General features: G+C 69.2%; 16 protein-coding genes and 1 tRNA gene. 4 read left to right on the top strand and 13 right to left on the bottom strand.

The window, feature by feature from the left end:
* From DNK52_RS07820 to DNK52_RS07795, 6 genes are read right to left on the bottom strand one after another with little or no spacing between them, the layout of a single operon-like run.
* Complete coding sequence (locus DNK52_RS07820) at positions 1 to 1,578, bottom strand: protein kinase domain-containing protein (RefSeq protein WP_110240410.1); 1,578 nt, start codon at positions 1,576 to 1,578, stop codon at positions 1 to 3.
* Positions 1,575 to 3,041, bottom strand: a complete 1,467-nt coding sequence (locus tag DNK52_RS07815) for a peptidoglycan D,D-transpeptidase FtsI family protein (RefSeq protein ID WP_110240409.1) — start codon at positions 3,039 to 3,041, stop codon at positions 1,575 to 1,577. The genes DNK52_RS07820 and DNK52_RS07815 overlap by 4 nt, the downstream gene beginning before the upstream one ends.
* Positions 3,038 to 4,441, bottom strand: coding sequence for an FtsW/RodA/SpoVE family cell cycle protein (locus DNK52_RS07810; protein ID WP_110240408.1), 1,404 nt, complete (start codon positions 4,439 to 4,441; stop codon positions 3,038 to 3,040). Before DNK52_RS07810 ends, DNK52_RS07815 begins: the two co-directional genes overlap by 4 nt.
* Before the next feature lie 10 nt (positions 4,442 to 4,451).
* Complete coding sequence (locus DNK52_RS07805; RefSeq protein ID WP_239455446.1) at positions 4,452 to 5,783, bottom strand: PP2C family protein-serine/threonine phosphatase; 1,332 nt, start codon at positions 5,781 to 5,783, stop codon at positions 4,452 to 4,454.
* Between the two features lie 7 nt (positions 5,784 to 5,790).
* On the bottom strand, positions 5,791 to 6,261 hold the full coding sequence (locus DNK52_RS07800; protein ID WP_110240407.1) for an FHA domain-containing protein FhaB/FipA: 471 nt from the start codon (positions 6,259 to 6,261) through the stop codon (positions 5,791 to 5,793).
* A gap of 3 nt (positions 6,262 to 6,264) precedes the next feature.
* A complete protein-coding gene (locus tag DNK52_RS07795; RefSeq protein ID WP_110240406.1) occupies positions 6,265 to 6,978 on the bottom strand; it encodes an FhaA domain-containing protein in 714 nt (237 codons plus the stop codon).
* 200 nt (positions 6,979 to 7,178) lie between these two features.
* Here DNK52_RS07795 and DNK52_RS07790 point away from each other — a divergent pair.
* A tRNA-Leu gene (locus DNK52_RS07790) sits at positions 7,179 to 7,262 on the top strand.
* A gap of 71 nt (positions 7,263 to 7,333) precedes the next feature.
* Here the strand turns inward: DNK52_RS07790 and DNK52_RS16025 are convergent.
* The 4 genes from DNK52_RS16025 to DNK52_RS07775 form a co-directional block, all read right to left on the bottom strand.
* Positions 7,334 to 7,633: a hypothetical protein gene (locus tag DNK52_RS16025; RefSeq protein ID WP_162598682.1), complete on the bottom strand. Its 300-nt coding sequence runs from the start codon at positions 7,631 to 7,633 to the stop codon at positions 7,334 to 7,336.
* Positions 7,634 to 7,792: 159 nt separating this feature from the next.
* Positions 7,793 to 7,972 carry a hypothetical protein gene (locus DNK52_RS07785; protein WP_110240405.1) on the bottom strand — a complete coding sequence of 60 codons (180 nt, stop codon included), beginning with the start codon at positions 7,970 to 7,972 and terminating at the stop codon, positions 7,793 to 7,795.
* A gap of 65 nt (positions 7,973 to 8,037) precedes the next feature.
* On the bottom strand, positions 8,038 to 9,084 hold the full coding sequence (locus tag DNK52_RS07780; protein WP_162598681.1) for a nitroreductase family protein: 1,047 nt from the start codon (positions 9,082 to 9,084) through the stop codon (positions 8,038 to 8,040).
* A gap of 126 nt (positions 9,085 to 9,210) precedes the next feature.
* Positions 9,211 to 10,830, bottom strand: a complete 1,620-nt coding sequence (locus tag DNK52_RS07775) for an ABC-F family ATP-binding cassette domain-containing protein (RefSeq protein WP_110240403.1) — start codon at positions 10,828 to 10,830, stop codon at positions 9,211 to 9,213.
* Positions 10,831 to 10,936: 106 nt separating this feature from the next.
* On the opposite strand from DNK52_RS07775, the gene DNK52_RS07770 reads away from it, so the two are divergent.
* Entirely contained in the window at positions 10,937 to 12,097 is a 1,161-nt protein-coding gene (locus DNK52_RS07770; protein WP_110240402.1) for a hypothetical protein, read from the top strand.
* 153 nt (positions 12,098 to 12,250) lie between these two features.
* Positions 12,251 to 12,733: a glutathione peroxidase gene (locus DNK52_RS07765; protein ID WP_110240401.1), complete on the top strand. Its 483-nt coding sequence runs from the start codon at positions 12,251 to 12,253 to the stop codon at positions 12,731 to 12,733.
* A 26-nt stretch (positions 12,734 to 12,759) separates the two neighbouring features.
* On the opposite strand, the gene DNK52_RS07760 is transcribed toward DNK52_RS07765, so the two are convergent.
* On the bottom strand, positions 12,760 to 13,092 hold the full coding sequence (locus DNK52_RS07760; protein ID WP_110240400.1) for a GNAT family N-acetyltransferase: 333 nt from the start codon (positions 13,090 to 13,092) through the stop codon (positions 12,760 to 12,762).
* On the bottom strand, positions 13,089 to 15,176 hold the full coding sequence (locus DNK52_RS07755) for an MMPL family transporter (RefSeq protein ID WP_110240399.1): 2,088 nt from the start codon (positions 15,174 to 15,176) through the stop codon (positions 13,089 to 13,091). Before DNK52_RS07755 ends, DNK52_RS07760 begins: the two co-directional genes overlap by 4 nt.
* A 131-nt stretch (positions 15,177 to 15,307) precedes the next feature.
* Between DNK52_RS07755 and DNK52_RS07750 the strand changes: the two genes are divergently transcribed.
* A complete protein-coding gene (locus DNK52_RS07750; protein ID WP_204163433.1) occupies positions 15,308 to 15,802 on the top strand; it encodes a MarR family transcriptional regulator in 495 nt (164 codons plus the stop codon).
* A 1-nt stretch (position 15,803) separates the two neighbouring features.
* On the opposite strand, the gene ppgK is transcribed toward DNK52_RS07750, so the two are convergent.
* The gene (ppgK, locus tag DNK52_RS07745) at positions 15,804 to 16,571 is read right to left on the bottom strand and encodes a polyphosphate--glucose phosphotransferase (RefSeq protein WP_275426140.1); all 768 of its coding nucleotides are present in this window, start codon (positions 16,569 to 16,571) and stop codon (positions 15,804 to 15,806) included.
* Between the last annotated feature and the right edge of the window lie 48 nt (positions 16,572 to 16,619).

Here is a 16,619-nt window from a genome sequence, read left to right as displayed (position 1 = left end):
TCACAGCGGTGACCGCAGGGAGGGAGCCTCGGCAGCCGCGGGCGGCGGCGTCGGGTCCGTGGTCTCGGTGGGGGTGGGGGTTGGCGCCGGCTCGGCGGTGGGGGTCGGCGTCGGGGTCGGCTCCGGCTCCGGCTCGGGTTCGGGCTCCGGGGTGGGCGTCGGGGTCGGTTCCGGCTCCGGCTCCTCGGCGGGCGGCTCGCCCCAGAAGGAGACCGTGACCCGCTCGCCGGGCTCGAGGCTGCCGGACGGGTTGACCCCGGTCACCTCGCCCGGGGTCTCGTCGCCCGGGTTGGTCTGCTCGTCGCGTGCGACGCGCAGGCCCAGCTCACGCAGCGCGCTTCGTACGGTGCCGAAGTCCTCGCCGATGTAGTCGTCCGGGTCGACGTCGATCGACTCCGGCTCCTCGGACTCCTCCGGAGTGGGGGAGGCACTGTTGGTCGTCTCGGGGGGAGCGACCGGGTCATCGCGGTTGGCCTGCCACCACAGGAAGACCCCGGCAAGCAGCGCGAGCAGGACCACGATGGTGATGAGGAGAGCGGTGTTGCTGACCTTGTCGCCGCGGTGCTCCTCCTCCACTCGCCGGTTCGTGCCCGTGGGGTCGGCGGGATCGACGGGGATCGGCACCCCGGCAGTGACGGGGACGACCTGGGTGACCGGCTCGGGAGCGGTGGGTGGGATGACGGCGGTGGCCTCGGTGGGCGCGAGCCCTGCGGCCGGGAGTCCGATGGCGTGGGTGGCAGGGTCGCGCAGCGCGGCCGCAAAGGCCGAACCGTCGACGAACCGCTCCTCCGGGTCCTTGGCCAGGCCCCGTCGTACGACGGCCGCGAGGTCGGCGGGCACCGAGGTCGGGAGGTCCGGGATCGGGCTGCGCAGGTGGGCCAGCGCCGTCGCGACCGGAGACTCCGCCTCGAAGGGCCGGCGGCCGGTCAGGCACTCGAAGGCCACGACGGCCAGCGAGTAGACGTCGGAGGCTGCGGTGGCGCGACCGCCCTCGGCCTGCTCGGGGGAGAGGTACTGCGGGGTGCCCATGACCTGACCGGTCTGGGTCAGGGCCACGGCCTCGGCGGCGCGCGCGATCCCGAAGTCGGTCACCTTGATCTGGCGCTCCGGGGTGACCAGGAGGTTGGCGGGCTTGATGTCGCGGTGCACGATGCCGGCACGGTGGGCCACGCCCAGCGCGTCACCGACCTGGGCCAGCAGGTCGCGCACGGCGCCCGGGTCCATCGGCGCACTGGGGCGGATCAGGTTGGACAGCGGCTGTCCGTCCACCAGCTCCATCACCAGGAACGGTCGCAGCGGACCGCCGTCGCTCACGGCTGACTCGCCCACGTCGTAGACCGCGGCGATGCCGGGGTGGGTGAGGGCGGCGGCGTGCCGGGCCTCGGACTCGAACCGGCTGCGGAACTGTGCGTCGCCCGAGTACTCGGTCTTGAGCAGCTTGACGGCGACCGTACGGCCCAGCGCGGTGTCTTCTGCTCGCCAGACCTCGCCCATGCCCCCGGTCGCGATGCGGGAGACCAGGACGTACCTGCCGTCGGGGCCCACACTGCCGTGCTCGGTCGTGCTGTCGCTGCTCATCGCGAGATCACCGCTTCCATCACTGCTTTGGCTATGGGCCCGCCGAGTCGGCCACCGGCGACTTCACCACGTGGGATGTCGGCACTCTGGATCATGACTGCCACGGCGACCTCAGGGTTGTCGGCCGGGGCGAAGGAGACGAACCATGCGTACGGTGGCACGTCGTCGACCCCGCTCTGGGCGGTGCCGGTCTTGCCGGCGACCTTGACGCCGGGGATCGCGGCAGGCCGGGCGGTTCCGTTGTCGACCGTGGAGACCAGCAGGTCGGTGAGCTCACGGGCGGTGCTCGCCGAGACGGCCTGGCTGAACTGCTCGGGGTCGGTCTTGTCGAGGACGGCGAGCGACGGCGTACGCAGCTCGTCGACGAGGTACGGCTTCATCACCTGACCACCGTTGGCGATACCGGCGGCGACCATCGCCATCTGCAGCGGCGTCGAGGCGACCTCGAACTGGCCGATGCCGGACTGGCCGGTCTGGGCGGACCCCATCCCCTCGGGGAAGACCGACGTCGCCTGCGGGATGTCCTCGAGGTAGGTCTGGTTGAAGCCGAAGCGCTCAGCGCGTTCGAGCATCTCCTCCGCCCCCACCTCGACCGCCAGCGCGGAGAACGTGGTGTTGCAGGAGTTCTCCATGGCCTGGCGGAAGGAGACCCGATTGCCGCCGCAGTCGCGACCCTCGTTGGTGATCAGACCACCGGGGCCCGAGGTGCCGGGGAGCCGGTACGAGTTGCCGCCGGGGACGCGGGAGTCGGCGTTGTAGCCCTCGGACTCCATCGCAGCCGCCGCCGTGACCAGCTTGAAGACCGAGCCGGGGGGCAGTCGCATGCCCATCGCCCGGTTGATCAGGGGCTGGGACTTGTCGGCCTCGAGCTTCTCCTGGGCGGCGATGACCTCACCGAAGCGGTGGCTGGCCAGCTGGTTCACGTCGTACGTCGGCAGTGAGACCGAGGCCAGGATCTTGCCGGAGGCCGGCTCGATGGCCACCACGGCACCCTTGACGTCACCGGGGAGGGCACTGAGCCCGTCGAACGCCGCCTTCTGGGCCGCGTGGTTGACGGTGAGCTGCACAGCGCCGCCCTTGGGCGACTTGTTGCTGAGCAGGTCGATGACCCTGTTCACGAAGAGGCGCGAGTCCTGACCGGCGAGGAGATCGTTCTGCGTCTTCTCCAACTGGGTCTGACCGAAGTAGTTGAAGCGGCCGGTCAGGTGGGCGTACAGCCGCGGGAAGGGGTACTCGCGCTGGAACTTGTACTGGTCGTCGGCAGGCACCGACTCGGCCACCGGACGTCGCCCGACCATGATCGCGCCGCGTTCGCGGGAGAACGTGTCAGCGATGACTCGCTGGTTGTGGGGGCTGTCGGCGAGCTCGCCGGCTTTGAAGACCTGCAGCCAGGTCACGTTGACCAGCAGCATCAGGAAGAGCGCCAGGCAGAAGAGCGCGATCATGCGGATCGGTTTGTTCATCGCAGTCGCACCACCTGGGTGGTCTCGTTCTCGCCCTCGGCGTCGTCCGGGGTCCACTCGGGCAGGGGCTTGCGGGCGTGGTCGGAGACCCGCGCGATCAGGGCGATGATCACCCAGTTGGCGATCAACGACGAGCCCCCGTAGGAGATGAAGGGTGTGGTCAGGCCGGTCAGCGGGATGAGGGCGGTGACTCCGCCGATCACCACGAAGGTCTGCAGGGCGATGACCGAGCCGAGGCCGACGGCGAGCAGCTTGCCGAAGCCGTCGCGACAGATCAGGGCCGTGCGCAGGGCGCGCTCGACGATGAGGCCGTAGCAGACGAGGACGGCCATCACCGCTGTCAGACCGAGTTCCTCGCCGATCGCGGCCATGATGAAGTCGGACTCCACGACCGGGATCCGCCAGGGACTGCCCTCACCGAAGCCGCGACCGATCAGGCCACCCCAGGCCATCCCGAAGAGGCCCTCGACCAACTGTCGGCTGTCGGGTGTGCCGTCGATGTAGGCCATCGGGTCGCGCCAGATCTTGACCCGCACCTGGACGTGGTTGAAGGAGAAGTAGGCCAGCGTCGCCCCCGCGGCGAAGAGTGCGCCACCGACGACCAGCCAGCCGGGTCGCTCGGTCGCGACGTAGAGCAGGACCAGGAAGAGGCCGAAGAAGAGCAGCGCCGAGCCGAGGTCACGTTGCGCGGCCAGGATGCCGAGGCTGAGCAACCAGATCAACATGATCGGGCCCAGGTCCCGACCGCGCGGCAGGTCGAGGAAGAGCACCCGGCGGCCAGCCAGCGCCAGCGCGTCGCGGTGGCGGACCAGGTAGCCGGCGAACGCCACGACGAGCAGGACCTTGGCGACCTCGCCGGGCTGGAAGGTCATCCCGCCGATCTTGATCCAGATCTGGGCGCCGGAGGACCGGAAGCCGAGTCCGGGGACCATGGGCAGCAGCAGGAGGACGACGGCAGCGAGGGCCGAGGTGTAGGTGAAGCGTTGCAGCAGGCGGTGGTCGCGCACGAGGAAGAGCGTGCCGATGAAGAGGATCACGCCCAACGTCATCCAGATCAGCTGCTGCTGGGCGGAGCCGCCGGTGTCGTTGCCCTTGGCGAGGTCGATGCGGTGGATGACGGCGAGTCCGAGCCCGTTGAGCGCTGCCACCAAGGGCAGCAGGACGGGGTCGGCGTACGGGGCGAGCATGCGCAGCGCCACGTGCGCAGCGAGCACGAGGAGCGCCAGCCAACCGCCGTAGCCGACGATGTTGACGGGCACCTCGCCCTGCACGCCGAGGCCGACGGCAGCGTACGCCCCGACTCCCACGGCGAGGGCGATCACCAGCAGGAAGAGCTCAGCTCCGCGCCGGCTGCGGTGCACGAAATCCATCAGTGCACCGGGCTGGTTGGTGGAAGGCATGGTCGTCAGCTCACCCGCCGAACTGCTGGGCAGCCAGGTTGTCGAGTGCGGCGCGCGCTTCGTTCAGGGAGGCGGCCTCGATGCCGTCGCGGACCTGGGTGGCGTCGTACTCGGAGAGGTGGTCGAGCGAGACGTCGCTGACCTCGTACGGGTGGGAGAGCTCGAAACCGCCGGGCAGCGTCGCATTGACCCCGCGGAAGATGGTGACGGCGCCCTGGTGGTCGCTCACGTAGAACTGCTGCTGACTCCACGACCATGCCGCGGCCGCGGCCAGCCAGGCCAGGCCGGCGAGGGTCAGCAGGATCAGGAAGTGGCGCAGCCACGCGAAGCGCAACGGCGGCTGGGGGGCGTAACGGGCGGCCTCGGGGTCCACCGGAGGCTTGGGCCCGGGGGTCGTGGTGCCTGAGGAAGTGGTGCCGGAGGACGACTCCGTGGCGCGGGGCCGGATCGTCGTGTCGGTGGCACCGGCCCCGGCACCCGCGACCCGGGGGAGGTCGGCGGCGGCGCCGACGAGCATCGGGACGAGACCTTCGGGCAGCTCGGCGTCGATGGCCACGACGTCGGCGACGACGCAGGTGACGTTGTCGGTGCTGCCGGCCTCGAGGCTCTCCCGGACCATCTCGACGACCACGTAGTCGGGGGTGCCGTCGCCCAGGATCGCGGCCAACCGCTCGTCGTCGAGCACGCCCGAGGCGCCGTCGCTGCAGAAGAGCAGTCGGTCACCCGCTGCGAGGGGGATGGAGAAGAGGTCGGCCTCGGGGTCGCGTACGCCGTCGAGGGCCTTGAGGATCAGGTTGCGATGGGGGTGGACGCGGGCCTCGGCGTCGGTGATTCGTCCCTCGTCGACCAGACCCTGCACGAGCGTGTGGTCGTGGGTGAGCTGGGTGAGCTCGCCGTCGCGCAGCAGGTAGGCGCGGCTGTCGCCGACGTGGCCGATGGCCAACTGGGTGCCGTTGAAGAGGCCGACGACGGCGGTGGTGCTCGTGCCGTTGAGGGTGTCGTCCTCGTCGGCGAGCTCGGCGATCCGGTCGTGGGCGCGGTGCAGAGCCCCGGCGATCCGGGCCTCGGGGTCCTCCGTGGAGGCCTCGTCGAGGCGACGCAGGACCTGGACCGCGGTGCTGGAGGCGATGTCGCCGCGGGCGGCGCCGCCCACGCCGTCGCAGACGGTCAGGAGCCACGGGCCCGCGTAGCCGGAGTCCTGGTTGTCCTTGCGCACCCGGCCCACGTCGGAGAGCGCGGACCAGTGCAGCTTGAGCGCGTCGGTGGGGGCGCCCGTGGGTGCGTCAGTGATGGGGCGGGGCACCACAGGGCGGATGACCGTGTCGGGTCCGAGCTCGCTCATCTGCGTCCTACTTCCGGAGCTCGAGGACGGTCTTGCCGATGCGCACCTGGCTGCCGACGGTCACCGAGAGCGGCTCGGTCAGGCGGTTGGCGCCCACGTAGGTGCCGTTGGTCGAGCCGAGGTCCTCGACGTACCACTCGTCACCGGAGGCCGCGATGCGGGCGTGACGGGTGGAGACGTAGTCGTCGTCGAGGCGGATGGCCGCGTCGGGACCACGTCCGATGAGGACCGGGATGTCGCCGAGCTCGGCGCGGTCACCGCTGTTGGCGCCCTCGACGACGATGACGTGGGTGGGCGCCCCGCGGCGCCTGGGCGCCTTGGCGACCTTGTTCTGCTTGCGGGCCCCGCGGGGAGCCCGGGAGTCGGGAAGACGGGCGCCGAACATGTCGGTGCGGATCACCGAGAGCGCAGCGAGGACGAAGATCCACAGCACCGCCAGGTAGGCGAAGCGGATGAGGAAGAGGGTCAGCTCGGACACTGATCAGTCCCTTCCGGCGGCGGGTTCGAGGCGGAGCCTGATCTCGGTGCTGCCGATCTTGACGACCGAACCGTTGCGGAGCGTGGCGTGGTCGATCTGCTGACCGTCGACGAGCATGCCGTTGGTGGAGCCGAGGTCGCGCACGGCGACCCGCGGGCCGCCTGAGGTCTCGTGGCACTCGAACTCGACGTGGCGGCGGCTGACACCGGGGTCGTTGATCCGGATGTCGGACTCGGTGCCGCGGCCGATCACGAGGCCGGGCGCCATCAGGGGGTGCTTGGTGCCGTTGATGTCGAGGAAGACCTGGGGCGCGCGGGCCCGGGCGCGGTGGCCGTCGCCGGTCACGCTCGCCCGCGACCGGCTGCGGACGCGCATCTGGCCGGTGGGCAGGTCGCCGGCACCCTCGAAGTGGATCTCGACGTCGCCGGGGAAGACATAGCCCTGGGCGTCGGCGTGGTCCTCGAGCTGCTCGGTGAGGTCGCGGACCATGGCACTGCCGCCGGAGGTGAGGCGCTCGAGGTCGGCCTCGGAGAGCTCGACGTGGAACTCGTTGGGCACCAGGCGCCGGTCACGGCTGAGGATCTGGGCGTTGTTGTCGATCTCGCGCTGCAGAGCGGCCGAGACCTCGACGGGCTGTACGGCGCTGCGGAAGGCGCGCGCAAAGGCACCGGAGACGAGACTCTCCAGGCGCTGCTCAAAGCGTTGCAGGGCGCCCACGCGACCTCCTTCTCCTGTGTCGTGCCTCGACGGACAGACCGCCAGGGTTCTGCGATGGTATCCGGGGCCGGTGACGATGGCCCGTTCCCGCGGCGTCGTGGGCTCTGTCGGTCCGCGCACGCCGCCAGTGGATCGTAGTTGGCACCCCTCCCGGGTTTGGGAAGTCGGTCAGGCGTGGGATATGTTTCGACCTGCTTCAAGCGCGAGTGGCGGAATTGGCAGACGCGCACGGTTCAGGTCCGTGTGTCCGAAAGGATGTGGGGGTTCAAGTCCCCCCTCGCGCACAACAACCCCAGGTCTTCGGACTTGGGGTTCTGTGTTTTCAAGGCGCACGTCAATCGACAACGGCGTACGGTCATCGTGGGGCTCGCTTCAGTTCAGCTCCTACCGTCGCCGGTGGAACCTGAGGTTTCCGTTGGTCAACGTGGTCATGTCGTAGCCGGGGTCGTGGGCTCGGTGGTGACAGGGCGCGGCGTTGGGCCTTGGTGAAGAGCCGTTGTCCGCGACCGAGGTCCAGGATCTCGGAGTCGCCACCCAACACGGCGGGGATGATCCGGGCCGTGCAGGCCAGTCGGGCCTGGGCGGCGGTGAGGGTGTCGAACCCGTCGCCCGGGGTGCCGTTGTCGATGGTCGCGACACCAAGATCCCTCTTCAAGTCCGCGAAGAGATCGTCACGGTCACGTTGGTGGCGTCACCGCCATGGATCGGGAGCCGCGACGGATCGAACGCCTCAAGGAGTTGACCAGAAACCTTATCGAACACACGTTCGCACGACAAGGATCACAATCGAGGTTGTGGAAAGTGACGTCGAGGATCAAGCGTTCAGTGCCGCGAAGCCCTCGAAGACCATGTAGGCGGGCCAGAAGATGCCCTGGAAGGCCGCGTACGCGTACTCCGGGAATCGGTCGGCCTGTTGCCCGAAGTAGAACCACGCCCCGAAGACTCCGAGGCCATAGATCGCGCCGCCACCGGCAGCACTCGCACGGTCAGCCATGGCTGCCACCTCCCCTTGGGACGACCGTACACCCGGTCCAGGACCAGGGGCAGACCCTCAGCGGATCAGGTGGCCATGCCGCTGGCGTCGGGCTTCTCGGGCATGCCGAAACGCAAGACCTCGGCGAGCGGGCGACGCGCTGAACGCGCCACCCGGTAACCCTCGGCGGGGTGGCCGGCGGCGACCAGCATCAGGATGTTCTCGTGGTCGGGGATGCCAGCGGCGGCACGCATCTTCGCCGATGCCTGCTGGGAGCGCGACCAGTTCAACGGCACCGCGCCCAGGCCCAGGCCGTGGAGGGCCAGGAGCAGGTTCTGGGAGAAGAGCCCGCCGTCGATGTACCCCTGGTTGCGCTCGTGGGGCCCTTCGAAGGCACGGATGTCGTAGGTGAGGACGAAGACGCCGGGGATCCGGTCGGCGAAGCCGCCCGAGCCACTGTGCAGCGGCAGGACCCGGGCGAGGTCCTCGGCAGAGTCGAACCAGTAGGCGCGCCATCCTTGCCGGTTGCAGACCGAGGGCGCCGACATGGCGACCCGGACTGCTTCCTCGATCATCTCCCTGGCGACGGGGGTCGGCGCGAAGTCGCGGATGCTGCGCCGCGAGGTGATGAAGTGCGCCATGGTCTCGGCGTCCAGCGGGTTGGTCGGCAGCGAGTCCCCGCGCGGGGCGACTGCCTCGTCGCGCTCTCCACGCTCGTTCCAGGCCTCTAACGCCGAGAGGACCGCGCGTGACTCGTGGGCGTACAACGCGTCGGGGTCGTGCTTGTCGTTGGCCAGCACCACGTCCAACCCCTTGAGGGCCTGGGCGCCGAACGGGCGTCGCGGCTCAGGCAGGGAGAAGCCCTTCTCCACGCGGTGGTAGAGCCGGGTGGCGGCCGCGTCCAGCTTCATGCCGCGCAGTCGGGCCAGCTTCCCGTGGCCGCCCGTGGGCATCGAGTGCTGGACGATGCGCTCGACGTCGATCGCCATCTCCTGCTGCAGCGCGGCCCGGAGTCGCGCCTCCCTGGCCTCGCGCGGGGTGCGCTTCGGTGGGTCTTGGGGTGCGGTCTTGCCGGTCCTGGCGGTCTTGGAAGGCGCGGCCTTGCGGAGCTTACGCGCGACTCGTTCTAGCACCCTCGGATAGTAGCGACCGAAGAGCGGTTCTTCGACCTCGGCGAGGCGTTGCTCGACCTTTCAATCTTCTGCGGGTGTGGGAGCCGGACGCAGCGAGGGGCGGATCGTGCGCCTGACCCACGTACGTCAGCGCGTACGGTCGACGCGCCCCTCGTCCCACACCGGCTCGGGGGTCTCGCGTACGACCCCGTCGGCGCCGAAGACGAGGAACCTGTCGAACGTCTTCGCGAACCACCGGTCGTGGGTCACCGCCAGGACCGTGCCCTCGTACGCCTCCAGTGCCGCCTGCAAGGCCTCGGCCGACTCGAGGTCGAGGTTGTCGGTGGGCTCGTCGAGCAGCAGCGAGGTGGCACCTCCGAGCTCGAGCCGGAGGATCTGCAGTCGCGCCTTCTGCCCGCCGGAGAGGCGCTCGTACGTGATCTCGGCCTGTTGCTCCATCTCGTAGCGGCGCAGCGACGACATCGCCGGGCCGCGCTGCAGTGAGTGCTCCGACCAGAGGATGTCGAGCAGGGTGCGGCCGTCGAGCTCGGGGTAGGCGTGGGTCTGGGCGAAGTGGCCCGGCACGACGCGGGCGCCGAGCTTCCACGCGCCTTCGTGGGCGACGTCGCCGCCGGCGAGCAGCCGCAGGAAGTGCGACTTGCCGGACCCGTTGGAGCCAAGCACGGCGACCCGCTCACCCATGAAGACCTCCAGGTCGAAGGGCTTCATCAGGCCGGTGAGCTCGAGCTGGGTCACGGTGATCGCGCGCAGGCCGGTGCGTCCGCCCTTGAGCCGCATCGTGATGTCCTGCTCACGCGGCGGCTCCGGGGGCGGACCGACCTCCTCGAACTTCTTCAGCCGGGTCTGGGCGGCGGCGTAGCGCGATGCCATCGCGTGGCTCACCGACGCCGCCTGCTGCAGGCTCACGACCAACTTCTTGAGCCGGGCGTGCTGCTCGTCCCAGCGGCGCCGCAGCTCGTCGAACCGCACGAACCGCTGCTTGCGCGCTTCGTGGAAGGTGGCGAAGCCGCCACCGTGGACCCACACGTCCGCTCCGGCGGGCGAGGGCTCCACGGAGAGGATCTTGTCTGCCGCCTCCGACAGCAGCTCCCGGTCGTGGGAGACCAGGAGGACCGTCTTGCGGGTCTGGCGCAGCTGCTCCTCGAGCCACCGCTTGCCGGGCACGTCGAGGTAGTTGTCCGGCTCGTCGAGCAGCAGCACCTCGGCCGGGCCGCGGAAGAGCGCCTCAAGGACGACCCGCTTCTGCTCACCGCCCGACAGGGTGACGGCGTCACGGTGCTGGGCAGTGTGGAACGCCATGCCCAGCGCCGCGGTCGTGCACATGTCCCAGGTGTTCTCGTAGTCGTACCCGTCGGCTTCGGCCCAGTCGGAGAGCGCTTGCGCGTACTGCATCTGGGTGGGCTCGTCGTCGTTCTCCATCAGCGCCAGCTCGGCGGCGTCGACGGCCCGGGCCGTCTGCTGGATCCTTGGTGGGGCCACCGACACCAGCAGGTCCCGCACGCTGGAGCCGTCCCGCACAGTGCCGACGAACTGGGGCATCACCGCCAGGCCTCCGGAGACGGAGACGGTGCCGGAGTCGGGGGTCAGCGTGCCGTCGATGAGGCGGAGCAGCGTCGACTTGCCGGCGCCGTTGGGACCGACCAGGGCGACGACCGAGCCCTCGCCGACCCGGAAGGAGACGTCTCCGAGCAGGAGTCGCCCGTCGGGCAGGACGTACTCGAGGTGTGCGACGTCGACGTGACCCATGCGAGAAGCCTGTCACGCGTAACCGTGCCGTACGTCGGAGCGTGTGCGACGATCAGGATCCTCGTCTGACTGCGCGGTCAGACTCAGACATTCCCAGGGGGGAACAATGTCACCCGTCTCCAGGCACGCCCGGCGCAGTGCGGCAGCCGCAGCAGTCGGCGCCCTCGCGCTCAGCGGGCTCGTCGGCCTCAACGCCGCACCTGCCCAGGGCTTCGACCCGTCCTGCGATCCCCCCAGGCCAGTCCTGAAGACGCTGAAGGTCAGCCCCACCCGGGTCAACGTCAAGTCCGGTGAGCGCACCGTTGTCGTCTCCGGCACCACCTCGGGCCCGGCCCTGGGGTTGGTCTCCGTCACCGCCAACCCGGTCCGCGAGGGACACGACCGCTACGGCGAGACCGCGAAGACCAAGGGCAACAAGTTCAAGGTCACGATCTCCGTGCCGAAGGGCGCATCGAACGGAAGGCACAACCTCGGTGTCACGCTGACCTCCAAGGACGACCGCAGCGACTACTTCGGCAGGAAGCAGCTCATTGAGCGCGGGCTCCCGCACCGTTTCTACGCGGTGTCCGAGCCGGACCTCAAGGCTCCGAAGCTCACGCGCATCAGGTTGAGCGAGAAGAGTGTCAACACGACCAGGAAGACCGCGAAGGTCACCGTCACCGCGAAGGGGTTCGACCGGGGCGGTTCTGGGCTGGAAGGGGCGCGCGTCCTGATCGGGAGCAAGCACCTTTCCACTTACGTGGACCTGACCAGGAAGAAGAAGGGCGTGCTCACCGGCACCGCCATCATCCCGACGTGGGCGGGCAGGAAGACGGCCACCGTGCGCCACGCGAGCGTCAGGGACAAGGCGGGGAACTACACCTCCTACGGCAAGTACGTCAACACCAAGGAGCTCACGCGCCCACTCAAGCCCAGGCTGAAGGTCAGGTCGAAGACCGACACCGCGGATCCGGTCGTGAAGAGTGCCTGGAGCACCCCGAGCACCGTCAAGGTGGGTGAGCGTCAACGGGAGGTGGAGTTCGCCGTGAAGGTCGCCGACTCGCAGTCGGGCGTGGACTCGGTGAGCGTGGAGTTGCCGCTGAACATGGATCATGCCCCGTACTCGGACTACGAGACCTACCTGACCAAGAAGAAGGGCACGTGGCGCGGCACGACCACGATCCCCTGCGGCACGCTTCAGGGCACGTTCGACATCGAGGTCACCGCCCACGACCGGAGCGGTCGCTGGACCGTCACCAGGAAGGGCACCGTCACCTTCACGGAGTGACCACCTGACGTCGACCCAGAGGTACGCACCGCCGTGCGCCCGACGTACGCACTCACGCGGCGCCCACTCCCGACCCGGGGGGTGGGCGCCGCCTGGTCGTGCGGGCGCGTTGAATTCGTCGGATCCCATCCACGCAACTGGTTGAATCGAGTCATGACGTCGATCTTCGAATTCTCCGCCACGGCCATCAATGGCCAGCCCACCGAGCTGTCCACGTACGACGGTCAGGTCCTGCTCGTGGTCAACACCGCGTCGCACTGCGGTTTCACCCCGCAGTTCACGGGTCTGCAGCAACTCCAGGAGAACTACGGGGATCGCGGCTTCACCGTGCTCGGCTTCCCCTGTGACCAGTTCCGTCACCAGGAGCCGGGAGACGACGCCACCATCGCCGACTTCTGCACCGGCGCCTTTGGCGTCACCTTCCCGATGTTCTCCAAGATCGAGGTCAACGGCCCCGGCGCGCACCCCGTCTACTCCTGGTTGCGGGAGCAGAAGGGCGGCGTGCTCGGCAACAAGATCAAGTGGAACTTCACGAAGTTCCTGATCGGGCGCGACGGTCAGGTGATCAAGCGCTACGCCCCGACCACCAAGCCCGAGCAGATCGCCGGCGACATCGAAGCCGCCCTCGGCAACTGAGGGCCTGCCGCTGCGGGGGCCTCGACTCAGGCGCCGCCGAGGTCGAACTTGTGGCGCTGGTCCTGCGGCACGAGGTCGACGTACTCCTCGTTCTTGGCGATGAAGCGCTGGTAGAGCGCACAGTGCGGCAGCACGGCCAGGTCCCGCTCACGCGCCTCGTCGAGCGACTCCGTGGCGATCACCTTGGCCAGTCCGCGGCCGCCGAACTTCTCGAACACCTCGGTGTGCGTGAAGTCGATCGTCGACCCGTCCAGGGTGTACTCCGCGAAGCCGGCCAACTCGCCGGCCACGAAGAGCTCGTAACGGCTCTCCTGGGGGTTGTCGGAGACGGTGGTCGCTTCGTTCGCTTCGGTACTCATACGTTGACCGTAGGACGCTCGGCCCCAGGAGTCGAGCCGGCGCCCGGCGCGGAGGACGCGCTGGCACCCGGCTTGCGAGGCCACCAGAACTTGTCCCCGAGGGTGATCGCCAGAGCCGGGACCAGCACGGTGCGCACCACCAGGGTGTCGAGCAGGACACCCACGAAGATGATGATGCCCAGCTGTGCGAGCAGCACCAGCGGGAGCACACCGAGCACCGCGAAGACTGCCGCCAGCAGGATGCCGGCACTGGTGATGACACCGCCTGTCGCCCGCAACGCCCGCAGCATCCCGACGCGGTAGCCGTGGGTCGCGGCCTCTTCGCGGGCCCGGGTGACGAGGAAGATGTTGTAGTCGACCCCCAGCGCCACCAGGAAGAGGAACGCGAAGAGTGGCACCGACTGGTCGAGCGCGGGGAAGTCGAAGACGAACTTGAAGAGCCACCACGACAGACCCATCGCGGAGACGTACGTCGTGACGACGGTGGCGACCAGCAGCAGCGGCGCCACCACCGAACGCAGCAGGATCAGCAGCGCGCCCAGCACCAGGAGGACGATCGCAGGCAGGATCATCAGGCGGTCGTCCATCGTGGCTTCCGCGACGTCGAGGATCTCGGCGTCACCGCCACCGACGTACGTCCGGTCGAAGTCGGCCAACGCGGCCCGCAGGTCACGGACGGTCTGCTCGGCCTCGTCGCTGCCCGGGCTGGCCTCCATCACCGCATCGATCGAGGCGATGCCGTCCTTCTCGTTGGACGGGACCGCCGAGGCGATGCCGTCGACCTCCTCCACGGCAGCGAGCACCGCGCGGGGGTCGTCCTGGGTCAGCACCCGGGCGGGGTCGGTGGTGCCGGCGGGGAAGGACTCACCCAGGCGTTCGGCCGCGACCAGGGCAGGCGGGGTCTCGAGGAACTGGTCGCTCTGCTCGAGGCCCGACTCCACCTGCGTGATGCCGACCATCAGCATCGCCAGGCCGAGCAGGGTGACGACCACGAACGTACGCGGGCGGCGGTCGACCTTCGTGCCGACCTTGTGCCAGACGCCCTTGCTGTCCACGAGCTGGCTGTCCCCGACCTTGGGCGCGCGGGGCCAGAAGATCCAGCGGCCGAAGGTCACCAGGGCCGCCGGCAGGACGACGAGGGCGAAGGAGGCAGCGATCACGATGCCGATGGCACAGGCCAGGCCCAGACCGCGGGTGTTCGGGAAGGCCGAGAGCAGCAGTGTCAGGACTCCCAGGACCACGGTCGCGGCGCTGAAGCCGACGGACTCGGTGGTGCGCCCCAGGGCGCGGGCCATGGCCGTACGGCGCGACTCCTCGCTCTTGAGCTCGTCGCGGTAGCGGGAGATCAGGAGCAGGGCGTAGTTGGTGCCCGCGCCGAAGACCAGCACGGAGAGGATGCCGACGGTCGACTGGTCCCAACTGACGAAGTCGACGTGCTGCATGATCTGGGTGGAGCCGATGGCGGCGAGCCGGTCGGCGACCGCGACCACGGTGAGTGGGATCAACCACAGGAATGGGCTGCGGTAGGTCACGATCAACAGGACCGCGACGATGCTTGCGGTGATGACCAGGAGACGTACGTCGGCGCCCGCGAAGACCTCGCTGAAGTCGGCGCTGATCCCTGCAGGCCCCGTCACCTCGCCGCTGACACCGGCCGGGGACTCGGCGTCGAGCTGGTCGCGCAGGTCCGCGACCTGTTCACGCACGGTGGAGTCGACGGACTCCTCGACCGGGCGCACCGTGTAGGCAGCCGACTGGTCCTCGGCGACGACGAAGGGCCCCTCGCCGGTCCACTCGCGCAACTCGGCGAGCTGCGACTCGCTCAGCGAGCCCTCGTCGGCGGTCCAGAGCAGGATCGCGGTGCTGGCGTCTCCCTCGGTCAACTGCTCCTGCAGCACGGTCGCCTCGGTGACACCGAACCCGTCGGGCAGGGCGTTGGCCGCCGAGATCGGACGCTCTGCCTCACCCATGCTGATCAGGAAGCCCCCCAGCAGCAGCGGGAGCAGGGCGACGATCCACGCAGTGCGCTTGCCGGTGATGAACCGGGTGACACGGTTGGTGCCTGGAGCAGCGTTGGCGGCCATGGGAGGACTCCTGGTCGGTCTGTATTGTTGAAGTCAGTTAACTGCTAAGCAAGTTAGCAACATGGGTGAAGAAGCCGCAGTCCGGGTGGTTCATTCCCGATCGGGCGAAAAATATTGAGGCGAGGTGAAAGATGGCCGAAGGACCTGACGATCGCGGCCAGGGTCTGTCGAGCCCGACCCTCACGGCGTTCCGTGAGCTGACGCGTCTCAGCACACGAATGCACCACGTCCTCTCCCGTCGTACGGGCCTGAGCAACGCCGACCTGAGCGCTCTGGACCTGCTGTCCCACGGTCCCATGGGGCCGGCCGAGTTGGCCCGACACCTCGACGTTTCCACCGCAGCGGCCACGGGGATCGTCGACCGCCTGGTTGCCCGCGGCCACGTCGCCCGCCAACCGATCCCGGGGGATCGTCGCCGCGTGGGCGTCCACATCACCGACAGCGGACGCCGTGACTCGATGCTCCACCTGATCCCGATGTTCGGGGCACTGCTGGCCAACGACGCGGCCTTCACCGACGAGGAGCGCGCGGTGGTGGAGCGCTACCTCCACGGCGCCATCGCCGCGATGCGGATCGTCACGGAGAGCGAGAACTCGGTCAGCGAGCCGCAGCCACCCGGGCAGTGATTCAGCCGCGGGCCGTCTTCGCGCTCAGCAACGCAGCGCCCACGATGCCAGCCTTGTTCTTCAGGTGCGCGGGCACGATCTCGGTGGCGATGTCGATCAACGGCAGGAACTCCTCGCTCGACTTGCTGACTCCGCCACCGACCACGAAGAGGTCGGGGGAGAAGAGCCGTTCGAGGTGGCGGTAGTAGGTGGTGAGGCGCGCCGCCCACTCCTCCCACGACAGCTCCTCGCGCTCCCGGACACTGGTGGCGGCCCAGCGCTCGGCGACCCGGTTGCCGATCTCCAGGTGGCCGAGCTCGAAGTTGGGCACCAGCCGCCCGTCGAAGAGGGCCGCAGAGCCGATGCCGGTGCCGAGCGTGGTCACCAGGACCAGCCCCGTACGTCCCCTCGCGGCGCCCAGGGTGACTTCGGCCAGACCGGCGGCGTCCGCGTCGTTGACCACGTGCACCTCGCGGCCGAGCGCCTCGGTGAGCAGGGTGCCGGCGTCGACTCCCTGCCAGGAGGGGTGGATGTTGGGCGCGAGCCCCACCACGCCACGGCGGATGATGCCGGGGATCGTCACCCCGACCGGCCCCTCCACCTGCGGATGCTCGTCGAGCATTCTGGCGAAGATCTCCGCCACGACCTGCGGCGTCGACTCCTTCGGCGTGGGGATCCTGGTGCGCTTCGCGACGAACTCCCCGGTGGAGAGGTCGACGGGGGCGCCCTTGATGCCGGTGCCGCCGAAGTCGATGCCGAAACGTACGTCGCTCATGCGCTCATCGTCCATGACGCCCATCCCAGCACGTACGGACAACTCCTTCGTCGTCGCCGCCCG

Source organism: Nocardioides gilvus, from assembly GCF_003194605.1.
GTDB lineage: Bacteria > Actinomycetota > Actinomycetes > Propionibacteriales > Nocardioidaceae > Nocardioides > Nocardioides gilvus.
The sequence above is the reverse complement of the archived record's forward strand: the minus strand, read 5'-3'. Positions and strand labels throughout refer to the sequence as shown.